The 23,047-nt window shown below is 73.3% G+C and carries 19 protein-coding genes and 1 tRNA gene; 4 read left to right on the top strand and 16 right to left on the bottom strand.

Going from position 1 to position 23,047, the window contains the following annotated elements; translation table 11 throughout:
• Positions 1-22: 22 nt before the first annotated feature.
• On the top strand, positions 23-406 hold the full coding sequence (locus FIC82_RS11245; RefSeq protein WP_154800146.1) for a hotdog fold thioesterase: 384 nt from the start codon (positions 23-25) through the stop codon (positions 404-406).
• A gap of 53 nt (positions 407-459) precedes the next feature.
• Here the strand turns inward: FIC82_RS11245 and FIC82_RS11240 are convergent, their stop codons facing one another.
• Both FIC82_RS11240 and FIC82_RS11235 read right to left on the bottom strand, forming a co-directional pair.
• On the bottom strand, positions 460-1,125 hold the full coding sequence (locus FIC82_RS11240) for a GNAT family N-acetyltransferase (RefSeq protein ID WP_154798602.1): 666 nt from the start codon (positions 1,123-1,125) through the stop codon (positions 460-462).
• 233 nt (positions 1,126-1,358) lie between these two features.
• Positions 1,359-1,979, bottom strand: coding sequence for an ANTAR domain-containing response regulator (locus tag FIC82_RS11235; protein WP_154800145.1), 621 nt, complete (start codon positions 1,977-1,979; stop codon positions 1,359-1,361).
• A gap of 192 nt (positions 1,980-2,171) precedes the next feature.
• On the opposite strand from FIC82_RS11235, the gene FIC82_RS11230 reads away from it, so the two are divergent.
• The 3 genes from FIC82_RS11230 (at position 2,172) to FIC82_RS11220 (ending at position 5,966) form a co-directional block, all read left to right on the top strand.
• Positions 2,172-2,245, top strand: a tRNA-Leu gene (locus FIC82_RS11230).
• 152 nt (positions 2,246-2,397) lie between these two features.
• A complete protein-coding gene (locus FIC82_RS11225; protein WP_168731764.1) occupies positions 2,398-4,641 on the top strand; it encodes a glycoside hydrolase domain-containing protein in 2,244 nt (747 codons plus the stop codon).
• Positions 4,638-5,966 carry a glycosyltransferase gene (locus tag FIC82_RS11220; protein ID WP_154798601.1) on the top strand — a complete coding sequence of 443 codons (1,329 nt, stop codon included), beginning with the start codon at positions 4,638-4,640 and terminating at the stop codon, positions 5,964-5,966. Before FIC82_RS11225 ends, FIC82_RS11220 begins: the two co-directional genes overlap by 4 nt.
• Here FIC82_RS11220 and FIC82_RS11215 read toward each other — a convergent pair.
• The 14 genes from FIC82_RS11215 to hisI all read right to left on the bottom strand — a co-directional run bounded on the left by FIC82_RS11215 (position 5,938) and on the right by hisI (position 23,037).
• The gene (locus tag FIC82_RS11215) at positions 5,938-6,810 is read right to left on the bottom strand and encodes a nucleotidyltransferase domain-containing protein (RefSeq protein WP_154798600.1); all 873 of its coding nucleotides are present in this window, start codon (positions 6,808-6,810) and stop codon (positions 5,938-5,940) included. The two genes, FIC82_RS11220 and FIC82_RS11215, sit on opposite strands and share 29 nt — an antisense overlap.
• Positions 6,811-7,010: 200 nt before the next feature.
• Complete coding sequence (gene pyk, locus FIC82_RS11210) at positions 7,011-8,441, bottom strand: pyruvate kinase (protein WP_154798599.1); 1,431 nt, start codon at positions 8,439-8,441, stop codon at positions 7,011-7,013.
• A gap of 112 nt (positions 8,442-8,553) precedes the next feature.
• The gene (locus FIC82_RS11205; protein ID WP_168731763.1) at positions 8,554-10,020 is read right to left on the bottom strand and encodes a glutamate synthase subunit beta; all 1,467 of its coding nucleotides are present in this window, start codon (positions 10,018-10,020) and stop codon (positions 8,554-8,556) included.
• Complete coding sequence (gene gltB, locus FIC82_RS11200; protein ID WP_154798598.1) at positions 10,013-14,596, bottom strand: glutamate synthase large subunit; 4,584 nt, start codon at positions 14,594-14,596, stop codon at positions 10,013-10,015. Before gltB ends, FIC82_RS11205 begins: the two co-directional genes overlap by 8 nt.
• A gap of 138 nt (positions 14,597-14,734) precedes the next feature.
• Positions 14,735-15,748, bottom strand: a complete 1,014-nt coding sequence (lgt, locus tag FIC82_RS11195; RefSeq protein ID WP_154798597.1) for a prolipoprotein diacylglyceryl transferase — start codon at positions 15,746-15,748, stop codon at positions 14,735-14,737.
• Complete coding sequence (trpA, locus tag FIC82_RS11190) at positions 15,745-16,662, bottom strand: tryptophan synthase subunit alpha (RefSeq protein ID WP_168731762.1); 918 nt, start codon at positions 16,660-16,662, stop codon at positions 15,745-15,747. Before trpA ends, lgt begins: the two co-directional genes overlap by 4 nt.
• Positions 16,659-17,927, bottom strand: coding sequence for a tryptophan synthase subunit beta (gene trpB / locus FIC82_RS11185; protein ID WP_418884356.1), 1,269 nt, complete (start codon positions 17,925-17,927; stop codon positions 16,659-16,661). The genes trpA and trpB overlap by 4 nt, the downstream gene beginning before the upstream one ends.
• 127 nt (positions 17,928-18,054) lie before the next feature.
• On the bottom strand, positions 18,055-18,867 hold the full coding sequence (gene trpC, locus FIC82_RS11180) for an indole-3-glycerol phosphate synthase TrpC (RefSeq protein WP_154798596.1): 813 nt from the start codon (positions 18,865-18,867) through the stop codon (positions 18,055-18,057).
• A gap of 188 nt (positions 18,868-19,055) precedes the next feature.
• Positions 19,056-19,481, bottom strand: coding sequence for a DUF2752 domain-containing protein (locus FIC82_RS11175; protein WP_154798595.1), 426 nt, complete (start codon positions 19,479-19,481; stop codon positions 19,056-19,058).
• 15 nt (positions 19,482-19,496) lie between these two features.
• A complete protein-coding gene (locus tag FIC82_RS21265; protein ID WP_168731760.1) occupies positions 19,497-19,949 on the bottom strand; it encodes a DUF4190 domain-containing protein in 453 nt (150 codons plus the stop codon).
• Complete coding sequence (locus FIC82_RS11165) at positions 19,946-20,212, bottom strand: HGxxPAAW family protein (RefSeq protein WP_154798594.1); 267 nt, start codon at positions 20,210-20,212, stop codon at positions 19,946-19,948. Before FIC82_RS11165 ends, FIC82_RS21265 begins: the two co-directional genes overlap by 4 nt.
• Positions 20,213-20,321: 109 nt before the next feature.
• Positions 20,322-21,008, bottom strand: coding sequence for a Trp biosynthesis-associated membrane protein (locus tag FIC82_RS11160; RefSeq protein WP_154798593.1), 687 nt, complete (start codon positions 21,006-21,008; stop codon positions 20,322-20,324).
• Positions 21,005-22,582: an anthranilate synthase component I gene (locus FIC82_RS11155; protein ID WP_168731759.1), complete on the bottom strand. Its 1,578-nt coding sequence runs from the start codon at positions 22,580-22,582 to the stop codon at positions 21,005-21,007. The genes FIC82_RS11160 and FIC82_RS11155 overlap by 4 nt, the downstream gene beginning before the upstream one ends.
• On the bottom strand, positions 22,579-23,037 hold the full coding sequence (gene hisI / locus FIC82_RS11150) for a phosphoribosyl-AMP cyclohydrolase (RefSeq protein WP_168731758.1): 459 nt from the start codon (positions 23,035-23,037) through the stop codon (positions 22,579-22,581). Before hisI ends, FIC82_RS11155 begins: the two co-directional genes overlap by 4 nt.
• Between the last annotated feature and the right edge of the window lie 10 nt (positions 23,038-23,047).

Genomic DNA, 23,047 nt, shown 5'->3' with positions numbered 1-23,047 from the left:
CCCGCGCCACGCCTACGAGGCCATGGGCCTGCGCACCGCGGGCACGCTGATCGAGCGCATGGGCATCGAGCTGGAGGACGTGAGCGCCGACCGGGTCACCGCCCGCATGCCCGTCGCGGGGAACACCCAGCCCGCCGGGCTGCTGCACGGGGGCGCGTCGGTGGTGCTCGCCGAGACGCTCGGCTCCATCGCCGCCCAGCTCCACGGGGGCCCCGGGCGCGCGGCCGTCGGGATCGAGGTCAACGCGACGCACCACCGGGGGGCGCGCGAGGGCTGGGTGCACGGCGAGGCCGTCCCGGTGCACCGCGGCCGCACGACGGCGAGCTACGAGATCGTGGTCTCCGACGACGAGGGCCGGCGCGTGTGCACCGCCCGGCTCACGTGCATGATCCTCGACCTGGGCTGACCGCCACCTCGTGGGCCGGACGGACGGGTCGGGCCCGCGAGGCGGACGCCGGCTCAGCCGGGCAGCGTCTCGCGTTCCTCGACCGGCGTCACGACACCGGTGCGGCGCCGGTACTCGGCCTGGAACTCTCGCAGGTCGACCGGCCCGGACATAGTCTCGGTCCGCGCACGACGGCGGCGGGCGATGAGGTCCTCGAGCGACCGGGTCCCCTTGCGGGACGGCGCGAGGTCGGTGGCCAGTCGGCGCTGGAGCACCGCCGTCTGGACGACGCGGTGCCCGGCGACGGGCCCGAAACCGAGACGGGCGAGGAAGCGCTGCACCCCGCGGGAACCGGGGATGGGGACGGAGTAGACGTGCGTCGCGCCCGAGGAGGCGGCGAGCTCCGCCGTCGCGCTGAGGAGGGCGTGGCCCACGCCGCGGCGCCGGGCCTCGCTCCCGACGTAGATCGCCTCGACGTACAGGCTCGGCTCGTCCGCGAAGAGGTGCGGGTCGAGCGACCGGGCGAGGACGAACCCGACGGGGCGCCCCTCGAGGAGCGCGACGAGGACGTGGCCGCCCGGGATCGTCAGCAGGACGGAGAGGTGCCGGACGAGGCGGTCCTCGTCCGGGGCGCAGAACTGGGCGCCCGACGCGGACTCGTGCCGGGCCTCGACGCACAGCGACGCGACACCGGGCAGGTCGTCACCGACCGCAGGCCTGACCTCCACTGCTGGGCGCACCGCGCTCCTCCTCGTTCGCACCGTGGGACCGGCGGCACCGAGGGACGTGGGGCGTGAGATGGTCCACGTCGCTCGGACGGCGCCGTCGGCCGTCGACTGAGACTACGTGGCGACCGTGTTCACCGCCCCGGAACTACTGGACGCCAGTCCAAGACGATAGCCCGCCCGGAGCGCCCTGACAAAGGTCCTGCTCAGGACCCCGCGAGCGGACGCCTCGGGCGAGGCGGGCTCGATCAGGCGCCGCCGACCTGCTCGATGACGGCGTCCGCGACCTCGCGCATGGTGAGGCGGCGGTCCATCGAGGTCTTCTGGATCCAGCGGAACGACTCCGGCTCCGACAGGCCCATCTTGGTCATGAGCAGACCCTTGGCCCGGTCCACGCGCTTGCGCGTCTCGAAACGCTCCGCCAGGTCGGCGACCTCGGACTCGAGCGCCGTGATCTGCGAGTAGCGCGAGATCGCGATCTCGACCGCAGGCAGCAGGTCCGCCGGCGTGAACGGCTTGACGACGTAGGCCATGGCCCCCGCGTCGCGCGCCCGCTCGACGAGCTCCGCCTGCGAGAACGCCGTGAGCAGGACGACGGGTGCGGCGTGCGCCTTGCCGATCTGCTCGGCCGCGGAGATGCCGTCGAGCTCGGGCATCTTCACGTCCATGACGACGACGTCGGGCTTGAGCTCGAGCGCCAGTTTCACCGCCGTGGCGCCGTCGCCGGCCTCGCCGACGACGTCGAACCCGGCGTCGCGCAGCGTCTCGACCACGTCGAGACGGATCAGGGCCTCGTCCTCGGCGACGATCGCGCGGCGTGCGGGACGGCCCGACGGGGCGGGGGTCGCGGCGGGCTCGGGCTCGATCATCGGGGGCAGGTCGAGCGGCTGCTTGTCCTCGGGCTGCGCTGTCTGGTCACTCACGGGGTTCACTGTAGTGCGCCGCACCCCCTGCCGCCCCCGCGTTTCGCCCTCGGAGGAGTGTGATTCTCGTGAAGGCGCACCCGTGTGGTTCGATGGTGCACGCGCAGCGGACCCGGCGGAGCCGACCCGAGGCGCACCGCCCCGGTAGCCCAACCGGCAGAGGCGTTCGGCTCAAACCCGATCCAGTGTGGGTTCGAATCCCACCCGGGGCACCTCCACCATCTCGCCGTCGGCGGCTGGTGCCTCCATCCGGACCTTCCTGTTCCGTCACGCCGTGGGAAGCCGCCGGTAACACCACCGACACACCCTCCTCCTACCGTCCGGAGCAGGGCACACGTCCTCGTGCCCGGGTGGGAGGTGGGCCGTGCTCGAGCACGTGGACCCGTTCGTCGGCACGGGTGCGACCGACCTTCCGGCACCGACGGGTCTCGCCGCGACGTGGTGGTCCCCGAAGCCTCTCGTCGGCAACACCCACCCCGGGGCGGCGTACCCGCTCGGCATGGTCTCCGCGTGCGCCTACTCGGGTGCGTACCCGACGGGGTACGGCCGGTACGACTTCGGCACGGAGGGGGTTCCGGAGACGCTCTTCGACCGCCCGGTCGCCTCGGGGATCACCCACTTCCAGCAGTCCGGCACGGGCGCGATCCGCAAGTACTACAACTACGTGCGGGTCACGCCGATGCTCGAGCCGCTCGACGCGCTCGGGCGGCACTGGGACCTGGTCGACGAGGAGGCCTCCCCCGGGTACTACGCCGCCACGCTCGGCAACGGGGTCCGGTGCGAGGTCACGGTCGGGCCCAAGAGCGCCGTCCACCGCTACACGTTCCCCGCGCACCCCGACGCGCGCCTCGTCGTCGACCTCTCGCTCGGCGGCCTGGCGATCCCGCACGGTGCGACCGTCCCGCTCCGCGCCCACCTCGCGACGCTCGGGCCGGGGACCGCCGCCGGCGAGATCGTCGTGGAGGGTGCGCCGCTCGCCGTCCACCTCGAGTGCGACGCACACCCCTGGCGGCAGATGCTCTGGTACGACCGGCGGCTCATGCCCGGCAGCACCCGCCTCGACTTCGCGGACATCCGACCGACGACGCTGCGCCCCTTCGGCCTCCTCTGGGCGGGCCCGACGACGGCCGGTCAGGTCGTCGAGGTCCGGCTCGGCTTCTCGCTGCGCGGGCCGGAGCAGGCGCGCGCGAACCTCCGTGCGGACTGCGGCCCCGGCCCCGCGGCCTTCGGCGCCCGGCACGAGGGCACCGCGACGACGTGGGCGCAGCGCCTCGACCGGATCGAGGTCGAGTGCCCCGACCCGGCGCGCCGCACGGTCTTCGCGACGGCGCTGTACCACGCGCTGCTCAAGCCGTGCCTCGCCCCGGACGAGAGCCCGTTCTGGCCCGGCGACACCCCTTTCGCGTTCGACGTGTCGACCATGTGGGACATCTACCGGACCCAGCTCCCCCTGCTCACGGCGTTCTGGCCGGACCGCGCCGTCGAGCTCGCCACCGCGCTCCTGCACATCTGCGAGGAGGAGGGGAACTTCCCGATCGGGTACCGGATGGCGCGCGGAGCCGACCGCTTCTCGCGCCAGGCCAGCGCGCTCGCGCACACGTTCCTCGCCGACCTGTGCGCCCTCGACGTCCCCAGCCTCGACTGGGACTGGGCGCTCGTGCACCTGCACAACGACCTGCGCCGCACCTACGGCGAGGACTACCTCCTCCACGGTGTCGCCCACCCGGTCAGCCACACGCTCGACCTCGCGTTCGGCTACTGGTGCACCGCGTCCGTCGCTCGGCGCGTCGGAGACCACGCGCTCGCCGACGAGCTCGCGCAGCATGCCCAGGGGTGGGTCAACGCCTTCGACCCCGCGACCGGGCTCCTGCGCGACTCGACCTTCTACGAGGGCGGACGCTGGAACTACTCCTTCCGGCTCGTGCACGACATGGCGGCGCGGATCGCGCTGTCCGGCGGCGACGAGGCGTTCGTCGCGCTCCTCGACCGGTTCTTCGGGTTCGGCGCCCCACCCGTCACCCAGCCCGGCGTGCGGCCCGACGCCGCGGAGATGGCCGCCGGGTACGCGCTGAACCGGTTCGAAGGGCTCAACAACGAGCCCGACATGGAAGCCCCGTGGGCCTACCACTACGCCGGCCGACCGGACCGGACGGCGGAGGTCGTGCACGCCGCGGTCCACCAGCGCTTCGGCACCGGCCCGGGAGGTCTCCCGGGCAACGACGACTCGGGCGCGCTGAGCTCGTGGTACGTCTGGGCGTCGCTCGGCCTGTTCCCCGTCGCCGGGCAGGGGATCTTCCTCGTCGGCACGCCGTCGTTCGCCGAGTCCCGCCTCCACGTCCCCGGCGGGACCCTGACGGTCGAGACCACCGGCTTCGTCGAGCCCGGCCCGCGCACGCCACCGCAGCACGTACGCGCCGCATGGCTCGACGGCCAGCCGCTCCACAGCACCTGGCTCCCCGCGACGCGTGTGCGTCGCAGCGGCCGGCTCCTCCTCGAGCTCGGGCCCCACCCCACCGGCTGGGGCACCGCACCCGAGCACCGACCGCCGTCGTACCCCGACGGAAGCACGACGCCCCACGCTCCCGACCAGACCCCGGAGACGTCATGACCACCACCCTGCGCCAGACGCCCGCCCGCCGCCTCGTCGTCGTGGTGCGCGCCGACCCCGTGATCTGCGGCCACTCCGGCGAGGCCCGCAACCTCGCCGAGGCCGCCCTGCACCGCGGCTTCACCGAGGTGCGGATCGTCACCTGGCCCGTCGAGCGCCTCGAGGCCGCCGGGCTGCCCCTCAAGCCGCTCGGCTCCGTCCTGCCGTACAGCGCGGGCATCACGGTCGAGCGTCCCGAACCCGTCGGCGACTACAAGGTGCCCGACGGCCGGTACCTCGCCGGGCTCACGGGTCGCCTCGTCGAGCTCTTCACCGACGGCGTCCCCACCGTCTGCCTCTCCCTCTACCTCAGCCCGCACACGACCGCCGTGTCCGACGCCGTGCGCGTCGCCCGCAGCACGGGCCTGCCCGTCGAGGTCGCCACGATCGCCGAGGCGGTCGGTTCCGACGTGACGAACGTGGTGCGCTCGTGCGTCGAGGAGGGACGCTTCGGCGCCGCAGCGCACGTCCTGTCCGGGTACCTGGCGAGCGACCTGTGCGTCGCCGTCTCCCGGTACACGCGCGACCTGGTCGTGGCCTGCGCCCAGGGGATCGACGACCGGCACGGGACGTTCTTCGCGGAGCAGTGCGCCGAGCGCGTGCAGATCTCCTACCCCGCCATCGACACGAGCGCGTACACCGACCTCGACGCCACCGTCACGCGCGGCGTGCTCGCGCACCGCGGCATCGCCGACCGCCCGTACGTGCTCTTCCTCTCCCGGCTCGCGGCGGCGAAGGGCGTCGACGACCTCATCGACGGCTTCGCGCTGTCGGCCCGGGCAGCGGGCGCGCACCTCGTCGTCGCCGGACGCGGGCCGGCGGAGGCCGACCTGCGTGCGCGCGCCACCGCGAGCGGCGCCGCCGACCGGATCGTGTTCCTCGACGACGTCGACGACGCCACCAAGCCGCACCTCATGGCGGGCAGCGCCGCGTTCGTCCTGCCCAGCAAGCCACGTCCCGAGTTCGTCGAGACGTTCGGCATCGCGCTCGCCGAGGCGATGCTCGCGGGCGGCGGGCCCGTCGTCACCACGGACACGGGCGGCATCGGCGAGGCCGTCGGACCGCACGCGACGATCGTCCCGACGCGCTCCCCCGCGTCGATCGCCGCCGCGCTCGACGACGCCCTCGCCCTCGACGCCGACGCGCGGCACGCCAGGGCCCAGGCGGCCCGGGAGTACGCGCTGCAGTTCGACCGGGCCGCCGTGCTCGACGCGATGCTCGCCCGCCTCGCGACGTCGCCCACCGCCCCGCGGTGGGTCAGCGGCCTGCGGCCGGTGCGGGCCTGAGAGCGCCGGACCCAGCCGGAGGGACGGCGTCCGGCGGGCCGTACCGCGCGACGAGGTCCCGGAAGGACGCGGCGGCAACCGCTCGTGCGGCCGCACGGTCGCCGTCGTGCTGGTCGCCTGCCGCGGACGCGAGGGCGAGCTCGTCGGTCACGAACCGCACGAGCGGCTCCGGCACCGCACCCGCGCCCATCTCGCGCGAGACGGCCTTGAGCGCGACGAGGTCCGCCGCCGCGCGCGTCACGTCGTCCGGCGCCTCACCCTCCACGAGCAGGGTGGCAAGGTCCATCGGCGGCACCGCGGCATCCGGTCGGACGCGCAACCACCGCAGCGTCGCGGCGGGGCGCACGGCGTAGAAGACCTTCTTGAGCGGCACCTCGCGGTCCGACCACCACCGGTCCCGCTGACCGATCGCGACGTGGAGGTAGTGCCTGCGCAGCGCGTCGCGGTCGACGACGACGCGCTCCGCGAGAGCGAGCAGGTCGGACCGGAAGGCGACGTCCGCGCGGTACACGATCGGCGACCGCAGCCACTCCAGCAGCGTCGCGTTGCCCCGGACGAGCAGCCGCACGGCCTTGAGCAGGTCCCACCCGTTCACGTCCAGCACCGCGTCGAGCGGCGTCTCGACCACGTCGCGCCGCGGCCACGGGTCCAGGTAGTCCGCCTGGGACCGCACGTGGACGAACCGGCAGTCGTAGTCCGAGTCCGGCGACGGGAACCCCCACGCACGGCTCCCACTCTCCACCGCGAGCGGGATCGCGACCCGCTCGTCGCGCACGACGCGGTCCAGCCGCGCGTCGACCCGACGCACGACCGCAGGGTCCAGGGAGTCCGGCACGGCACGCATCCCGCGAGGCTAGGGCCACCACGAGCTCGGTGTCGTCCGTATTCCCTGCCCGGCGACGCGCTCGAGGTGACGGCGCGGGAGAGCGGAGGCGAAGCGACCGACTGCCACCCCGACCGGGAACGACGACGGCGGCGCTCCCTGCGAGAGGGGGCGCCGCCGTCGGGCGTCACACGGACCGCGCCGTCAGGGGCGCGGCGGCGTCACTTCCGCAGGTCGGAGTGGTCGCCGATCTTGTGCACGAGGATCGAGTTCGTCGTGCCCGGCTGGCCCACGGGGGCGCCGGAGACGACGACCACGAGGTCGCCGACCTCGGCGAGGCCGTTGGCCTGGAGGGTCGTGTCGACCTGGCCCACCATCGCGTCGGTGTTCTCCACCTCGGGCACCTGGTACGTCTGGGTGCCCCACGAGAGCGACAGGACGTTGCGCACGTGCTCGCGCGGCGTGAAGGCGAGCAGCGGGATCGACGAGCGCAGGCGCGACATGCGGCGCGCCGAGTCGCCCGACTGGGTGAACGTCGCGAGGTACTTCGCGCCGAGGATCTCGCCGATCTCCGCCGCGGCGCGCGTGATGGCGCCACCACGCGTGTGCGGGGTCGAGCCGAGCGGCGCGATGCGCTCGCGGCCCGCCTCTTCCGTGGCCTCGATGATGCGGGCCATGGTCTCGACCGTGAGGATCGGGTACTCGCCCACGCTGGTCTCGCCCGAGAGCATGACCGCGTCGGCGCCGTCGAGGACGGCGTTGGCGCAGTCGGACGCCTCGGCGCGCGTCGGGCGCGGCGAGTTCGTCATGGACTCGAGCACCTGGGTCGCGACGATGACGGGCTTCGCGTTGCGACGCGCGAGCTCGACGATGCGCTTCTGGACGAGCGGGACCTGCTCCAGCGGGAGCTCGACCGCGAGGTCGCCGCGCGCGACCATGACGCCGTCGAACGCGTCGACGATCTCGGCGAGGTTGTCGACGGCCTGCGGCTTCTCGATCTTGGCGACGACGGGGACCGTGCGGCCCTCCTCGTCCATGATCCGCTTGACGTCCTCGAAGTCCTTCGCGGACCGCACGAAGGACAGCGCGATGATGTCCGCGCCGAGACGGAGCGCCCAGCGCAGGTCGTCCTGGTCCTTCTCGGACAGCGCCGGCACGGAGACCGCGACGCCCGGGAGGTTCAGGCCCTTGTTGTTCGACACCGGGCCGGCGACCTCGACGCGCGTGACGACGCGGGGGCCCTCGACGGCGGTGACGCGGACGAGCACCTTGCCGTCGTCGATGAGGATCGGGTCGCCGACGCGCGCGTCGCCGGGCAGGCCCTTGTGCGTCGTGGAGACGAGCTCCTTGGTGCCGACGACGTCCTCGGTCGTGATCGTGAAGGTGTCACCCTCCTCGAGCCAGTGCTTCTCGTCGCCGCCGAAGCGGCCCAGACGGATCTTCGGCCCCTGGAGGTCGACGAGCACCGCGACGGACCGGCCCGACTCGGCGGCGGCCTCGCGCACGCCGCGGTAGACGGCCGCGTGCTCCTCGGCGCTGCCGTGGCTGCGGTTGATCCGCGCCACGTCCATCCCGGCGTCGACGAGCGCGCGGAGCTGCTCCTTCGACTCGGTCGCAGGTCCGATGGTGCAGACGATCTTTGCTCTGCGCATATCTCCAGCCTCTAGTCTTCCGACCGGCCGGGAGCCGGTCGTCGCGGGGTGCCCCTCCCTAGGATGCCCCGCTCATCGTCCCGGCGCCGGACACCCGACGTCGGGGTGCACGTCAAGCGCGCAAGGACACGGTGTTCGCGCGCACAGGCGCGGGCAGCTCGGTCCCTCCCTGAAGGTAGGCGTCGACGGAAGCCGCCGCCGCCCGACCCTCGGCGATCGCCCACACGATCAACGACTGCCCACGACCCGCGTCGCCGGCCACGAAGACCCCCGGCAGCGACGACGCGAAGTCGTCGCCGCGCGCCACGAGGCCGCGGCCCGTGAGGTCCGCGCCGGACTGGGTCGTGAGGGTCGCCGTCTCCGGCCCGGTGAAGCCCATCGCGACGAGCACGAGGTCCGCGGGGATCTCTCGCTCGGTGCCCTCCTTGGGCACGCGGCGGCCGTCGGGCAGGTACTCGGTCTCCGCGACGCGCAGCGCACGCACGGCCCCGTTCTCGTCCCCGAGGAACTCGACGGTCGACGCGAGGTACTCGCGCTCACCGCCCTCCTCGTGGGACGTGGACACCTCGAACAGGATCGGGTCGGTCGGCCAGGGCTGGCGCGCCGAGCGCTCGAGCGGCGGCTGCTTGCCGATCGCGAGCGTCGTCACGCTCACCGCGCCCTGGCGCAGCGAGGTGCCGAGGCAGTCCGACCCGGTGTCGCCACCGCCGATGACGATGACGTGCTTGCCGTCGGCCCGGATCTGGTCGGGGACCTCGCGCCCGGCCACGACGGCGTTCGCCTGGTGCAGGAAGTCCATGGCGAAGTGGATGCCGCCGAGCTCGCGGCCCGGGATCGACAGGTCTCGCGGCACGGTCGCGCCCGTCGCGACCACGACGGCGTCGAACCGCGCACGCAGGTCGTCCCACGTGATGTCGACGCCGATCTCGACGCCGGGGCGGAACCGCGTGCCCTCGGCCTCCATCTGCGCGACGCGGCGGTCGATGTGCAGCTTCTCGAGCTTGAAGTCCGGGATGCCGTACCGCAGCAGGCCGCCGATCGCGTCGTCCCGCTCGTACACGGCGACCGTGTGACCCGCACGCGTGAGCTGCTGTGCCGCGGCGAGCCCGGCGGGACCGGAACCCACGACGGCGACGGTCGAGCCCGTGAGGCGCTGCGGCACCTGCGGCGTCACCAGACCGCGGGCGAACGCCTCGTCGATGATCGAGACCTCGACGTTCTTGATCGTCACGGCCGGCTGGTTGATGCCGAGCACGCAGCTCGACTCGCACGGTGCCGGGCACACGCGACCGGTGAACTCGGGGAAGTTGTTGGTCTCGTGCAGGCGGTCGATCGCGTCGGCCCACTGGTCCCGGTAGACGAGGTCGTTCCACTCGGGGATGAGGTTGCCGAGGGGGCAGCCCTGGTGGCAGAAGGGGATGCCGCAGTCCATGCAGCGACCCGCCTGCTCCTTGAGGAAGACCTGGCCCTCCTCGAGGTGCGCGTGCACGTCCTTCCAGTCCCGCAGGCGCACGGCGACCGGACGGTTCGGCGGGAGCTCGCGCTCCCGCACCTTCAGGAATCCGCGGGGGTCAGCCACGGGCCACCTCCAAGATCTGGTCCCACACGCCCGGCGCCGCGGGGTCGAGACCGGCCGACTCGGCCTTCTCGAGCGCCGAGCGCATGCGGGCGAAGTCGGTCGGCAGCACGCGCGTGAAGCGCTGGACGGCCGCGGAGAAGTCCTCGAGCAGCTCGGCCGCGAGCGGCGACCCGGTCTCCTCGTGGTGACGGCGCACGAGCTGCTCGACGAGCGCCACCTCGGCGTCCTCGAGCGGGCTCAGGCCCAGCTCGCCCGTCGCGAGCGCGCTCGTGTTCACGGCGGCCTCGCGCAGGTCGAGCACGTACGCGGTGCCGCCGGACATGCCGGCGCCGAAGTTGCGGCCCGTCGGGCCGAGCACGAGCACCGTGCCGCCCGTCATGTACTCGCAGCCGTGGTCGCCCACTCCCTCGACGACGAGCGTCGCGCCCGAGTTGCGCACGCCGAAGCGCTCGCCCACGCGACCGCGCAGGAAGATCTCCCCCGACGTCGCGCCGTAGCCGATGACGTTGCCCGCCACGACGTTGCTCGACCCGGTGAGGACCGCGTTGCGGTCCGGGCGGACGACGATCCGACCGCCCGACAGGCCCTTGCCGACGTAGTCGTTGGCGTCGCCGAACAGGCGCAGCGTCACGCCGCGCGGGAGGAACGCGCCGAGCGACTGACCGGCGGACCCCGTGAGGGTCACGTCGATCGTGTCGTCGGGCAGGCCCTCGCCACGGAAGCGCTTCGTCACCTCGTGACCGAGCATCGTCCCGACGGTCCGGTTGACGTTGCGCACCGACAGCGAGATCCGCACCGGCTCGCGCCGCTCGAGCGCGTCCTGCGCCAGGGCGACGAGCTGGTTGTCGAGCGCCTTGTCGAGACCGTGGTCCTGCGTCGTGGTGTTGCGCAGCGACGCACCCTCGACGGGCACCGGCTGCTCCAGGATCGGCCCGAGGTCGAGCCCCTGCGCCTTCCAGTGGTCGACGGCCTTGCGCGTGTCGAGGTACTCGACGTGCCCGATCGCCTCCTCGATGGTCCGGAAGCCGAGGCGCGCCAGGTACTCGCGCACCTCCTCGGCGATGAACTCGAAGAAGTTCACGACGAACTCCGGCTTGCCCGTGAAGCGGGCGCGCAGCTCGGGGTTCTGCGTGGCGACGCCCACGGGGCACGTGTCCAGGTGGCACACGCGCATCATCACGCAGCCCGACACGACCATGGGGGCGGTCGCGAAGCCGAACTCCTCGGCCCCGAGCAGCGCCGCCACGACGACGTCACGGCCGGTCTTCATCTGGCCGTCGACCTGGACGACGATGCGGTCGCGCAGGTTGTTCAGCACGAGCGTCTGCTGGGTCTCGGCGAGGCCGATCTCCCAGGGCGTGCCCGCGTGCTTGAGCGACGTCAGCGGGCTCGCGCCCGTGCCGCCGTCGTGGCCGGAGATGAGGACGACGTCCGCGTGCGCCTTGGACACGCCCGTCGCGACGGTCCCGACGCCGAACTCGGAGACGAGCTTGACGTGGATGCGCGCCGCCGGGTTCGCGTTCTTCGCGTCGTGGATGAGCTGCGCGAGGTCCTCGATCGAGTAGATGTCGTGGTGCGGCGGCGGCGAGATGAGCCCGACGCCCGGCGTCGAGTGCCGGGTCTTCGCGACCCACGGGTACACCTTGTGCCCCGGGAGCTGCCCGCCCTCGCCGGGCTTGGCGCCCTGGGCGAGCTTGATCTGGATGTCGTCCGCGTTGGTCAGGTACTCGCTCGTGACGCCGAACCGGCCCGACGCGATCTGCTTGACCTTGGAGCGCCGCTCCGGGTCGTACAGGCGCTCCGGGTCCTCGCCGCCCTCGCCGGTGTTCGACCGGCCGCCGAGGCGGTTCATCGCGACCGCGAGGGTCTCGTGAGCCTCCGCGGAGATCGACCCGTAGGACATGGCGCCCGTGTTGAACCGCTTCACGATCTCGCTGACCGGCTCGACCTCGTCGAGCGGGAGCGCGGGGCGCTCGCCCTCGCGCAGCTCGAGCAGACCGCGCAGCGTCATGAGCCGCGAGGACTGCTCGTCCACGCGGTGGGTGTACTCGCGGAAGATGTCGAAGCGGCGCTCGCGCGTCGCGTGCTGGAGGCGGAACACCGTCTCCGGGTCGAACAGGTGCTCCTCGCTGTCGCGGCGCCACTGGTACTCGCCGCCCGTCGTGAGACGCACGTGCGGGCGGTGGTTGCCCGACGTCGGGTAGGCGTCGACGTGCCGCGCCGCGACCTCGGCCGCGACGACGTCGAGCCCGATCCCGCTGAGTCGGGACGTCGTGCCGCTGAAGAAGGCCTGGACCAGGTCGTGCGAGAGGCCGACGGCCTCGAACACCTGCGCGCCCCGGTACGAGGAGATGGTCGAGATGCCCATCTTGCTCATGACCTTGAGCACGCCCTTGCCGAGCCCCTTGATGAGGTTCGCGACGGCCTTCGCGGGCTCGACGGCGAGGTAGCCGCGGCGCGCGAGGTCCTCGACGGTCTCCATGGCGAGGTACGGGTTGACCGCGGCCGCGCCATAGCCGATGAGGAGCGCGACGTGGTGCACCTCGCGCACGTCGCCGGCCTCGACGACGAGCGACACCTGGGTCCGCGTGTGGCGGCGCAGCAGGTGGTGGTGCACCGCGCTCGACAGGAGCAGCGACGGGATCGGGGCGTGCTCGGCGTCCGAGTCGCGGTCCGAGAGCACGATGAAGCTCGCGCCGGCGGCGACGTGCGCGTCGACCTCGGCGAAGATCTCCTCGAGCCGGGTGAGCAGCGACTCGCCGCCACCCGCGACGCGGTACAGGCCCTTGATCGTCACGGCACGGAAGATGCCGGCGAGCTTCGGGTCCTTGTCGACGCGGATGATCTTGGCGAGCTGGTCGTTGTCGAGCACGGGGAACGGCAGCATGAGCTTGCGCGCGTGCTCGGGCGTGTCGACGAGGAGGTTCGGCTCGGGGCCGATCGCACCGCCGATGGACGTGACGAGCTCCTCGCGGATCGCGTCGAGCGGCGGGTTCGTGACCTGCGCGAACATCTGCGTGAAGTAGTCGAACAGCAGGCGCGGGCGCTTCGCCAGGACGGCGATGGGCGTGTCCGTGCCCATCGCGCCCAGCGGCTCCGCCCCCGTGTTCGCCATCGGGGTGAGGATGACCTTGAGCTCCTCCTGCGTGTACCCGAAGGCGCGCTGGCGGCGCTCGACGGACGCAGGGCTGTGCGCGACGTGCTCGCGCTCGGGGAGCTGGTCGAGGTAGACCGCGTTCTCCGCGACCCACTGCGCGTAGGGGCGCTGCGCGGCGAGCTGGGACTTGATCTCCTCGTCCTCGATGATCCGGCCCTGGCCGGTGTCCACGAGGAACATGCGGCCCGGCTCGAGACGACCCTTGCGGACGATCGTCGCGGGGTCGAGGTCGAGCACGCCCGCCTCGCTCGCGAGCACGACGAGGCCGTCCTCGGTCACCCAGTAGCGCCCCGGGCGCAGACCGTTGCGGTCGAGGACCGCGCCGATGAGCGTGCCGTCCGTGAAGTTGAGGCACGCCGGCCCGTCCCACGGTTCCATGAGCGTCGAGTGGTACTCGTAGAACGCACGGAGGTCCGGGTCCATGTCGGCGTGGTTCTCCCACGCCTCCGGGATCATCATGAGCACCGCGTGCGGCAGCGAGCGGCCCGACAGGTGCAGCAGCTCGAGCACCTCGTCGAAGCTGGCCGAGTCGCTCGACCCCTCCGAGCAGACGGGCAGCAGCGGGGCGAGGTCGCCGACGGCGTCGCTGGCGAGGGTGCCCTCGCGCGCCGCCATCCAGTTCCGGTTGCCCCGCACCGTGTTGATCTCGCCGTTGTGCGCGATCATGCGGAACGGCTGCGCGAGCGGCCAGGACGGGAACGTGTTGGTCGAGAACCGCGAGTGCACGAGAGCGATCTCGCTCGCGTACCGCGGGTCGGACAGGTCTGGGAAGAACGGCTCGAGCTGAGCCGTCGTCAGCATGCCCTTGTACGTGAGGGTGCGCGCCGAGAGCGAGGCGAAGAACAGTCCGAGCTCGTTCTCCGCGCGCTTGCGCAGGCGATAGGTGCGGCGGTCCAGCTCGACGCCGGACAGCTCGCGCGACGGGTCGGCGACCACGACGTGCCGGAAGAGCGGCATCGACGCGCGCGCGCTCGGCCCCACGAGGTCCGCCGTGACGGGCACGTCGCGCCACGCGAGGACCTCGAGCTTCTCCTCCGCCGCGATGGCCTCGACGCCACGGGTCGCCGCGGCGGCCGCGTCGGCGTCCTGCGGCAGGAACGCCATGCCGATGGCGTAGTGCCCGGCGGGCGGGAGCTCCGCGTCGACCACGTCGCGCACGAACGCGTCCGGGATCTGCGTGAGGATCCCGGCGCCGTCGCCGCTGTTCTCCTCGGCGCCGACGGCACCGCGGTGGTCGAGGTTGAGCAGGGCCGTCAGGCCCGCGTCAACGATGTCGCGTCCGGGCGTGCCGCGGAGCGTCGCCACGAAGGCGACGCCGCACGCGTCGTGCTCGGCGGCGGGGTCGTAGAGACCGGATGCCGTGGGAGGGGCGGACAGGGCGGGTGCCCGGTGCGCGTCCCGATACTGCGGCGTGGTCATCAACACCGTCCTCACAGGCGCCCGACCGAGACGGCCGGGCTGGTTCCAGCTGGGGGGTTCGGGACGTCGTCGGCCCTATGGACATGACAGAACCCACCGGGCGGTCGCCCGGCGGATTCGCCTATGAATGACGGATGCTCAGCGACCGGGGTCTGGTCGCGCAGCATCTGCCTGCTCGGACTCCTCCGCGTCGTCGGAGTCCTCGGTCGTCGAGGGGTCCTCGTCGTCGGTCGACTCCTCGACCGGCTCCTCGGGCCCCGTGGTGGGCGCCTCGTCCGGAGCGTCGAGGGACACCGTCTCCTCGCGCCCGGGGTGGCGACGCCCGACAACGATAAACGCAATCAACGCACCGACGCCGACCAGGATCGAGGTCCAGACGTTCAGCCGGAGGCCGAGGACGAGCTCTGCCTCGTCGATGCGCAGCATCTCGATCCACACACGACCGAGCGTGTAGACGAAGACGTAGAGCCAGAATACCCGACCATGACCCAGCCGGAACCGACGGTCCAGGTAGATCAGGAGCAGGGCAGCACCGATGTTCCAGACCATCTCGTACAGGAACGTCGGGTGGAACAAGGTGCCCGGCGGATAGCCCGCCGCGGCGGCCACGGAGTCGTCGACGCGCAGCCCCCAGGGCAGCGTCGTGGGCCCGCCGAAGAGCTCCTGGTTGAACCAGTTGCCGAGCCGTCCCACGGCCTGGGCGAGCAGCAGCCCCGGCGCGAGGGCGTCGGCGAAGGCAGGGAAGCTCACGCGCTGCCGTCGGCAGCCGATGTAGGCGCCCACGGCACCGAGCGCGACCGCGCCCCAGATGCCGAGGCCGCCCTCCCACACGTAGAGCGCACGGACGGGGTTCCCGTCCGGCCCCCAGTACGGGTCCGGCGTCGAGAAGACGTGGTAGAGCCGCCCGCCGACGATGCCGAACGGGACGGCCCAGAAGGCGATCTCCAGGACGTCGTCCGCCTCACCCCCGCGCGCGACCCAGCGCCGCCGGGTGAGCCACAGGGCGACGGCGATGCCCGCGAGGATCGCGAGCGCGTACGCGCGGATCGGGAACGGACCGAGGTACCACGTGTGCTGCGGGGGGCTCGGGATCGCGGCGGGCAGTGCGCCCGCGGCCTCCACGAGCTGCCCGACGGCAAGTGCGGCGCTCATGCGACCACCTCTCCGGACGTCGCCGTGCCGGCCGGGACGTCGTCGCCGGCCCCTTCCCGACCCGCGCGGACGCCCGCGGCGAGCCCCGCCGCGACGACCTTCAGAGCGGCGATCCGCTCGTCCCACGGGGCGTCGCCCAGCAGGGGGCGCACGAACGCGGAGCCGACGATGACGCCGTCGGCGTAGCGACCGACCTCGGCGGCCTGATCGCCCGTGGACACTCCCAGGCCGACGCACACGAGGTCCGCGCCTGCGGTCCGCGTGTCGGCGACGAGACGGGCCGCCTGCGGCCCCACCGCCGCGCGCACGCCGGTGACGCCCATCGTCGAGGCGGCGTAGACGAACCCGCGCGACGCACGGGCGGTGAGCTGCAGCCGCTCGGCCGTCGAGCTCGGCGCGACGAGGAAGACGCGGTCCAGCCCGTGCGCCTCCGAGGCGTCCAGCCACGCGCGCCCCTCGTCGGGGATGAGGTCGGGTGTGATGAGCCCCGCGCCCCCGGCGGCGGCGAGGTCGCGCGCGAACGCGTCGACGCCGTAGCGCAGGACCGGGTTCCAGTAGGTCATGACGAGCACGGGGACGCGGCCGCCCGTGCGCTCCGTCACGGCGGCGACGACGCGGAACACGTCCGCGACGCGCACGCCCGCGTCGAGCGCGGTCTGGGCCGCGGCCTGGATGACCGGCCCGTCCATCACCGGGTCGGTGTACGGGATGCCGAGCTCGAGCACGTCCACGCCCGACTCGACGAGCGCGAGCGCTGCCTCGACCGAGCGGTCCACGGTCGGGAAACCGACGGGCAGGTAGCCCACGAGCCCGGCGCGTCCCTCGGCGCGGAGCTCGAGCAGGCGTCGTGCCGTGGCCGACGCCGTCCCTGCGGACGACGTCTCCGGGGCGTCCTTCGTCTGCGCCGCGCTCACAGCTGTCCCTCCGTGCCCGTCGCCGTCTCGGCGATCGCGTCGTCGTCCACGAGGTCGAACCACCGGGCGGCGGTCGCGACGTCCTTGTCCCCGCGCCCGGAGAGGTTCACCAGGATCACGTGGTCGGTGCGGCCCGCGGCGGCGGCCTCGCGGCCGATCCGCAGGGCGCCGGCGAGCGCGTGCGCCGACTCGATCGCGGGGATGATGCCCTCCGTGCGGCACAGCAGCCGGAACGCGTCCATCGCCTCGGAGTCGGTGACGGGCTGGTAGGTCGCACGCCCGAGGTCGTGCAGCCACGAGTGCGCCGGGCCGACGCTCGGGTAGTCCAGGCCCGCGGAGACGGAGTGGCTCGGGAGCGTCTGCCCGTCGTCGTCCTGGAGCAGGTACGAGCGCGCACCGTGCAGCACTCCCGGGGCGCCGCCGCTGAAACGGGCCGCGTGCCGACCGGTCTCCACGCCCTCGCCCCCGGCCTCGAACCCGTAGAGCTCGACGCCCTCGTCGTCGAGGAACGCGTTGAAGAGGCCGAGCGCGTTCGACCCGCCGCCGACGCACGCGGCGAGCGCGTCCGGCAGGCGCCCGATGCGGTCGAGGATCTGCGTGCGCGCCTCCTCGCCGATGACGCGGTGGAACTCGCGCACCATCTCGGGGAAGGGGTGCGGGCCGGTCACCGTGCCCAGGAGGTAGTGGGTCGTGTCGACGTTGGCGACCCAGTCACGCAGCGCCTCGTTGATGGCGTCCTTGAGCGTGCGCTGGCCGATGGTGACCGGGACGACCTCCGCGCCGAGCAGGCGCATGCGGGCCACGTTGAGCGCCTGGCGCCGCGTGTCCTCCTCGCCCATGTACACGACGCACTCGAGGTCTAGCAGGGCCGCGGCCGTCGCCGTCGCGACGCCGTGCTGGCCCGCCCCGGTCTCCGCGATCACGCGCGTCTTGCCCATGCGCTTGACCAGCAGCGCCTGGCCGAGCACGTTGTTGATCTTGTGCGACCCGGTGTGGTTGAGGTCCTCGCGCTTGAGGAACACGCGCGAGCCTCCGGCGTGCTGCGCGAAGCGCGGCACCTCGGTGAGCGGGCTCGGGCGCCCCGTGTACTCGCGCTGGAGGCGCGCGAGCTCGTTCACGAACGCGGGGTCGTCGAGCGCCTTGCGGTACTCGGTCTCGAGCTCGTCGAGCGCGGCGATGAGCGCCTCGGGGACGAAGCGACCTCCGAACTCTCCGAAGTAGGGACCCTCCTGGGTCGCGAGGGAGCGCGTCAGGTCGGCGCGCACGGAGTGCTCGGCGCTCCGGGAGGTGGTCGAAGGTGTCGAGTCGGGCACGGGGCCGGTCCTCCTGCGTGGTGGGGTGTGCTGGGCCGGGGCGCGGCGCCTGCGGCGTGACGGACGGTGCCGTCGAGCCTCAGGGCCGCACGGACCACAGCGACGGGTGCGACCCGGCCGCGACGAGGTCCGCGACGGACGCGCGCGGGGCGTCGTCGGTCACGAGCGCCTCGCCGACGAGCACCGCGTGCGCACCGGAACGGGCGTAGTCCATCACGTCGTGCGGACCGCGGACGCCCGACTCGGCGATGCGCACGACCTCGTCCGGGATGGCGGGAGCGAGGCGCGCGAACGTCGTGCGGTCGACGTCGAGGGTCTTGAGGTCGCGCGAGTTCACGCCGACCACGCGGGCGCCGGCGTCGAGCGCGCGCGACACCTCGTCGATCGTGTGCACCTCGACGAGCGCCGTCATGCCGAGCGAGTGGACGCGCTCCACGAGCGACGTGAGCACCGTCTGCTCGAGGGCCGCGACGATGAGGAGGACGATGTCGGCGCCGTGCGCGCGCGCCTCCCACACCTGGTAGGGCGTCACGACGAAGTCCTTGCGGAGCACGGGGACGTCGACCCGCGCGCGCACGGCGTCGAGGTCGGCCAGGCTCCCGTTGAACCGCCGCTGCTCGGTGAGCACCGAGATCGCGGCGGCGCCGCCCTTCTCGTACTCCCCCGCGAGCTCGGCCGGGTCGGAGATCGCCGCGAGCGCACCCTTGCTGGGGCTCGAGCGCTTCACCTCGGCGATGACAGCGACGGCGTCGTCCGCCTTGAGGCGGCTCACGACCTCGAGCGCCCCGGGGACACGGGCGGCACGTTCCTTCAGCTCGTCGAGCGAGGTCGCCGCCTGACGTACCGCGAGGTCCTCGCGCACGCCCGCGACGATGTCGTCCAGAACCGTCATCGTCCCACCACTCCCCGTGTCGTCCCGCCCCCCGGCCGGGCCGGTCGGCCGTCGTGCATCCACAGGTTCGGGCCGACCCGTTGACAGGGAGGTACCTGCCATCGTAGAGCCGCCCCCGAGTGACGATGACCACGGCCCAGCCCCCGAGACGGTCGTCGCGGACCTGCCCGACGACCTCGACCCCCGGCTCAGGCCGCCGGGCCGAGCCACGGGACGAGCGCGGGCACGTTGCGGAGCACCCCGAACAGCAGCAGGACACCGAGCGACGCCCAGGCGAGCCAGGCGGGCAGGCGCGGGGCGGCGCGGCCCCGCCACGCACGGACGAGCCAGACCGCCCACAGCGCCACGAGGAGCGGCGCGACGACGACCCAGAGCGGGTTCATCGACCACGCCGCGGCCAGGTCGAGGCGCACGAGGTCGTGCGTCGCCCGCAGCCCTCCGCACCCCGGGCAGGCCAGGCCTGTCAGCGAGAGCAGGGGGCACGTGACGTAGTGCCCGGGACGGTTCGGGTCGACCGCGCCGACGTAGGCCGTCGCCGCCGCGACGAGCACCCCGACGACGAGCGGCGCCTGCGCCGCGCGTGGGACCCGTCGACGCACCGCCTCGGACGTCATGTGGTGCCCCACCTCTCAGTACTGGTCGGGGATGCTGCCGACCCAGACGAGGAAGGCCGGGAGGAAGAGGAGGAGAAGGATCAGACCGACGACGGACAGGCCGATCGCGACCCACCCGAGGATGATCCCCGCGGTCGCCATGCCGTCGTTGTCCGCCTGCCCCTCCGCCACGGCGCGCTTCGCGGCGTTGCCGACGATCACCGCCGGGATGCCCGTGAAGAAGCCGCAGCTCAGCACGAACGAGGCGATCCCCAGCACCAGCGACCAGACGGCCAGGCTGTTCTTGGGGTAGTACGGGGGCGCGCCGTAGGCGCCCGCCGGGTACTGCTGGCCGGGGTACTGCTGGCCGGGGTACTGCTGGCCGGGGTACTGCGGGGCGCCGCCGGGCGCCTGCGACCCGTACGGCTCCTGCGGCCCGCGCTGCGGGTCGACGGGGTCGTACGGACCGGGCCCCGGCGGCTGCGTCACCGCGAGGCCTGCTTCTGGCCGTAGCCCATGTTGCGCAGCACGAGACCGCCGACCAGCGCGACCGCGACGACACCGATCCCGACCCAGAAGAGCCAGACGCCGGACACCTGCGCCATACCCGGGAGGAGGACACCGATCGCCGCCACCAGGGAGCCGACCATGATGCCGATCATGGTGAACCACGCCGCGACGGTGTGGCCGTGGTTCGTGGGCGGTGCCGCGGTCGGGAGGTAGGCGATCTCGGTCTGCTGGTTCTCGGCCATGAGGGTCGTGCCTTTCGTCAAGATGTGGTCAGAGCCTATCGGACCGGACCGGTGCCCGTCCTCGGGGTGCGACGGTCGTGGCGCGGTCCGCCCGGCCCGTCACCGCTGATCAGCGATCGGTAGGGTCCTCGCCGCGCGAGAGCGCGTCCCACGCGTCGTGGTCGGAGATCTCGTCGGGCGACGTGCCTCCGGCGGGGTCCGCGCGGTCCGTCCCGGGCGTGGCCGCCCCGGGCGCCGCGCCGCCGGAGGGCTCCGGGGCCGGCACGGGACGGGTCGAGGAGCCACCGGACGTCGGTCCGGGCGCACGCTCGTGCCGCGTCGACGCCTCGGCCCACGACCGGGACCCGACCGCGACCCACACCGCCACGAGGACCGTGAGGACCCCCAGCGCCGCGGCGAGCCACGGAGCCGCCGTCAGCTCGACCGGGGCGGTCAGCTCGGTGACACCCGTCGCGTCCGCGACGGCCGACCGTGCGCTCGGCTCCGGGTCGAGCGCGACGCCGAGCGCGGACACCGTCGCGACGACCCCGCTCACGGCCGCCACCGCGAGGACGACCCACCGCCCGACCCGGCCGACGAGCCCGAGCGCGAGCGCCGCGGCGACGAGCACGAGCGCCGCCGCGCTCACGCCCGGTGCTGCGGAGGTCCCGGCGACGGCCACCTCGACCTCCGGGTCGAGGGCCGTGGCGCCCGTCGTGCTGAGCCAGGTCGGGACCGCGGCGGCGAGGGTCGCCCCGCCGAGGAGGAGCAGGGAGAGGATCGCGGTCCGGCGCGAGGGCGCCGCCCCGCGGCTCATGCGAGGCCCCGCAGCCGCGCCGCGACCTGGACGGCCCGGACCGCGGCCGCCGCCTTGTTGCGCGACTCCGCGTACTCGAGGGCGGGGACCGAGTCCGCGACGATCCCGCCGCCCGCCTGGACGCTCGCGCGCCCGTCGCGGATCAGCGCGGTGCGGATCGCGATCGCCATGTCCATGTTCCCGTCGAAGTCGAAGTACCCGGCGGTCCCCCCGTAGATCCCGCGCGACGCGGGCTCGAGCTCGTCGATCAGGGCGATCGCGCGCGGCTTGGGCGCGCCGGAGAGCGTGCCCGCGGGGAACGTCGCCCGGAAGGCGTCCAGCGCGGTCGCGCCGCCACGCAGCGTCCCGACGACGGTCGAGCAGAGGTGCATGATGTGGCTGAACCGCTTGGTCGCCATGAACTCCACGACCTCGACGGACGTCGGCTCGCACACCTTCACGAGGTCGTTGCGCGACAGGTCCACGAGCATGATGTGCTCGGCGAGCTCCTTCGGGTCCTGCAAGAGCTCCTCGCCGAGCGCCACGTCCTCCTCGGGCGTCGCGCCGCGCGGCCGGGAGCCGGCGATCGGGAACGTCGTGACGCGGCCGTCCTCGACCTTCACGAGGGTCTCCGGGCTGGACCCCACGACGGCGAAGTCCCGCCCGTCCGCGTCCGTGAGCTGGAAGTAGTACATGTACGGGCTCGGGTTGATCGTCCGCAGGGCGCGGTAGACGTCGAGCGGGTCCGCCGGGCAGTCGAGGTCCAGGCGCTGGGAGAGCACCACCTGGAACACCTCGCCCTCGCGGATCGCGTCCTTGCCCGCGACGACGGACGCCTCGAACTCCTCGCGCGTCGAGCGGAACTCGAGCGCCGGCTCGGCCGCCTCCACGGACACGACCGACGCGACGTGCGCGCCTCCGGCCACGAGCCGGGACTGCATCGCGTCCAGTCGCGCGACGGCGTCCGCGTACGCCTCGTCCACGCGCTCGTCCGTGTCGTCGAAGTTGATCGCGTTGGCGACGAGCCACACGCTGCCCTCCGCGTGGTCGACGACCGCGAGGTCCGTCGCGAGGCAGAGCGTCAGCTCCGGGACGCCGAGCTCGTCGGGCGCGTCCGACGGCAGGGTCGGCTCCCAGTGCCGGATGACGTCCCAGCCGATCGCGCCCGCGAGACCGCCCGTGAGCGGCGGCAGGCCCTCGACGGCGGGCGTGCGGAGCACGTCGAGCGTCGCCTCCAGCACCTCCACGACGTCGCCGTCGAGCGGGACGCCCGCCGGCACGTCGCCGGACCAGACCGCGCGGCCGTCGCGCGCCGTGAGGGTCGCGCGGGACGCGACGCCGACGAACGAGTACCGCGCCCACCGGCCGTCCGACTCGGCCGACTCCAGGACGAACGTGCCCGGCCGGCCCTGCGCCAGCGTGCGGTACAGACCGACGGGCGTGACGTCGTCGGCGAGCAGGCGCCGGACCACCGGGACCACCCGTCGGGACGTGGCCAGCGCGCGGAAGCCGTCGAGCACGGGCCACGTCTCGCCCCACGCGGGACCGCCCGCGGGGACGGTGGTGGTCTCGGCCGGGTCGACGGTCGCGCTCACTGGTTCTCCTCCTCAGGATCGGTGTCGGGCGTGGTCGGATCGGCGGTGCCGGCGGGCAGGTCGCCCACGACGGCGCCCAGGTCTCCCCCGGCCTCGAAGCACGTACGCGTGCCCGTGTGGCACGCGGCCCCCACCTGGTGGACGCGCACGAGCAGCGCGTCCCCGTCGCAGTCGAGGGCCACCGAGCGCACCACCTGCACGTGCCCCGACGTGTCGCCCTTGCGCCAGTACTCCTGCCGGGACCGGCTCCAGAACGTCACCCGCCCGGTCGTGAGCGTCCGGTGCAGCGCCTCGTCGTCCATCCAGCCGAGCATGAGCACGTCACCCGTGTCGTGCTGCTGGACGATCGCGGCGACCAGGCCGGCGTCGTCGCGCTTGAGCCGCGCGGCGATCTCGGGGTCGAGCTCAGTTCGGTTCGACGTATCGGTCGTGGGTCCGGTCGTGGAGTCGGGCACCCGAGAATCC

The organism is Cellulosimicrobium protaetiae, assembly GCF_009708005.2.
Classification (GTDB): Bacteria; Actinomycetota; Actinomycetes; order Actinomycetales; family Cellulomonadaceae; genus Cellulosimicrobium; species Cellulosimicrobium protaetiae.
The sequence above is the reverse complement of the archived record's forward strand: the minus strand, read 5'-3'. Positions and strand labels throughout refer to the sequence as shown.

What these genes read in the sequence shown, in the direction of transcription:
- FIC82_RS11220 (WP_154798601.1), top strand. Translation starts at nt 4,638, where the DNA reads ATGACCACCACCCTGCGCCAGACGCCCGCCCGCCGCCTCGTCGTCGTG.
- FIC82_RS11165 (WP_154798594.1), bottom strand. Translation starts at nt 20,212, where the DNA reads ATGGCCGAGAACCAGCAGACCGAGATCGCCTACCTCCCGACCGCGGCA.
- FIC82_RS11160 (WP_154798593.1), bottom strand. Translation starts at nt 21,008, where the DNA reads ATGAGCCGCGGGGCGGCGCCCTCGCGCCGGACCGCGATCCTCTCCCTG.
- trpC (WP_154798596.1), bottom strand. Translation starts at nt 18,867, where the DNA reads ATGACGGTTCTGGACGACATCGTCGCGGGCGTGCGCGAGGACCTCGCG.
- FIC82_RS11245 (WP_154800146.1), top strand. Translation starts at nt 23, where the DNA reads ATGGGCCTGCGCACCGCGGGCACGCTGATCGAGCGCATGGGCATCGAG.
- FIC82_RS11215 (WP_154798600.1), bottom strand. Translation starts at nt 6,810, where the DNA reads ATGCGTGCCGTGCCGGACTCCCTGGACCCTGCGGTCGTGCGTCGGGTC.
- gltB (WP_154798598.1), bottom strand. Translation starts at nt 14,596, where the DNA reads ATGACCACGCCGCAGTATCGGGACGCGCACCGGGCACCCGCCCTGTCC.
- FIC82_RS11235 (WP_154800145.1), bottom strand. Translation starts at nt 1,979, where the DNA reads ATGATCGAGCCCGAGCCCGCCGCGACCCCCGCCCCGTCGGGCCGTCCC.
- pyk (WP_154798599.1), bottom strand. Translation starts at nt 8,441, where the DNA reads ATGCGCAGAGCAAAGATCGTCTGCACCATCGGACCTGCGACCGAGTCG.
- FIC82_RS11175 (WP_154798595.1), bottom strand. Translation starts at nt 19,481, where the DNA reads ATGACGTCCGAGGCGGTGCGTCGACGGGTCCCACGCGCGGCGCAGGCG.
- lgt (WP_154798597.1), bottom strand. Translation starts at nt 15,748, where the DNA reads ATGAGCGCCGCACTTGCCGTCGGGCAGCTCGTGGAGGCCGCGGGCGCA.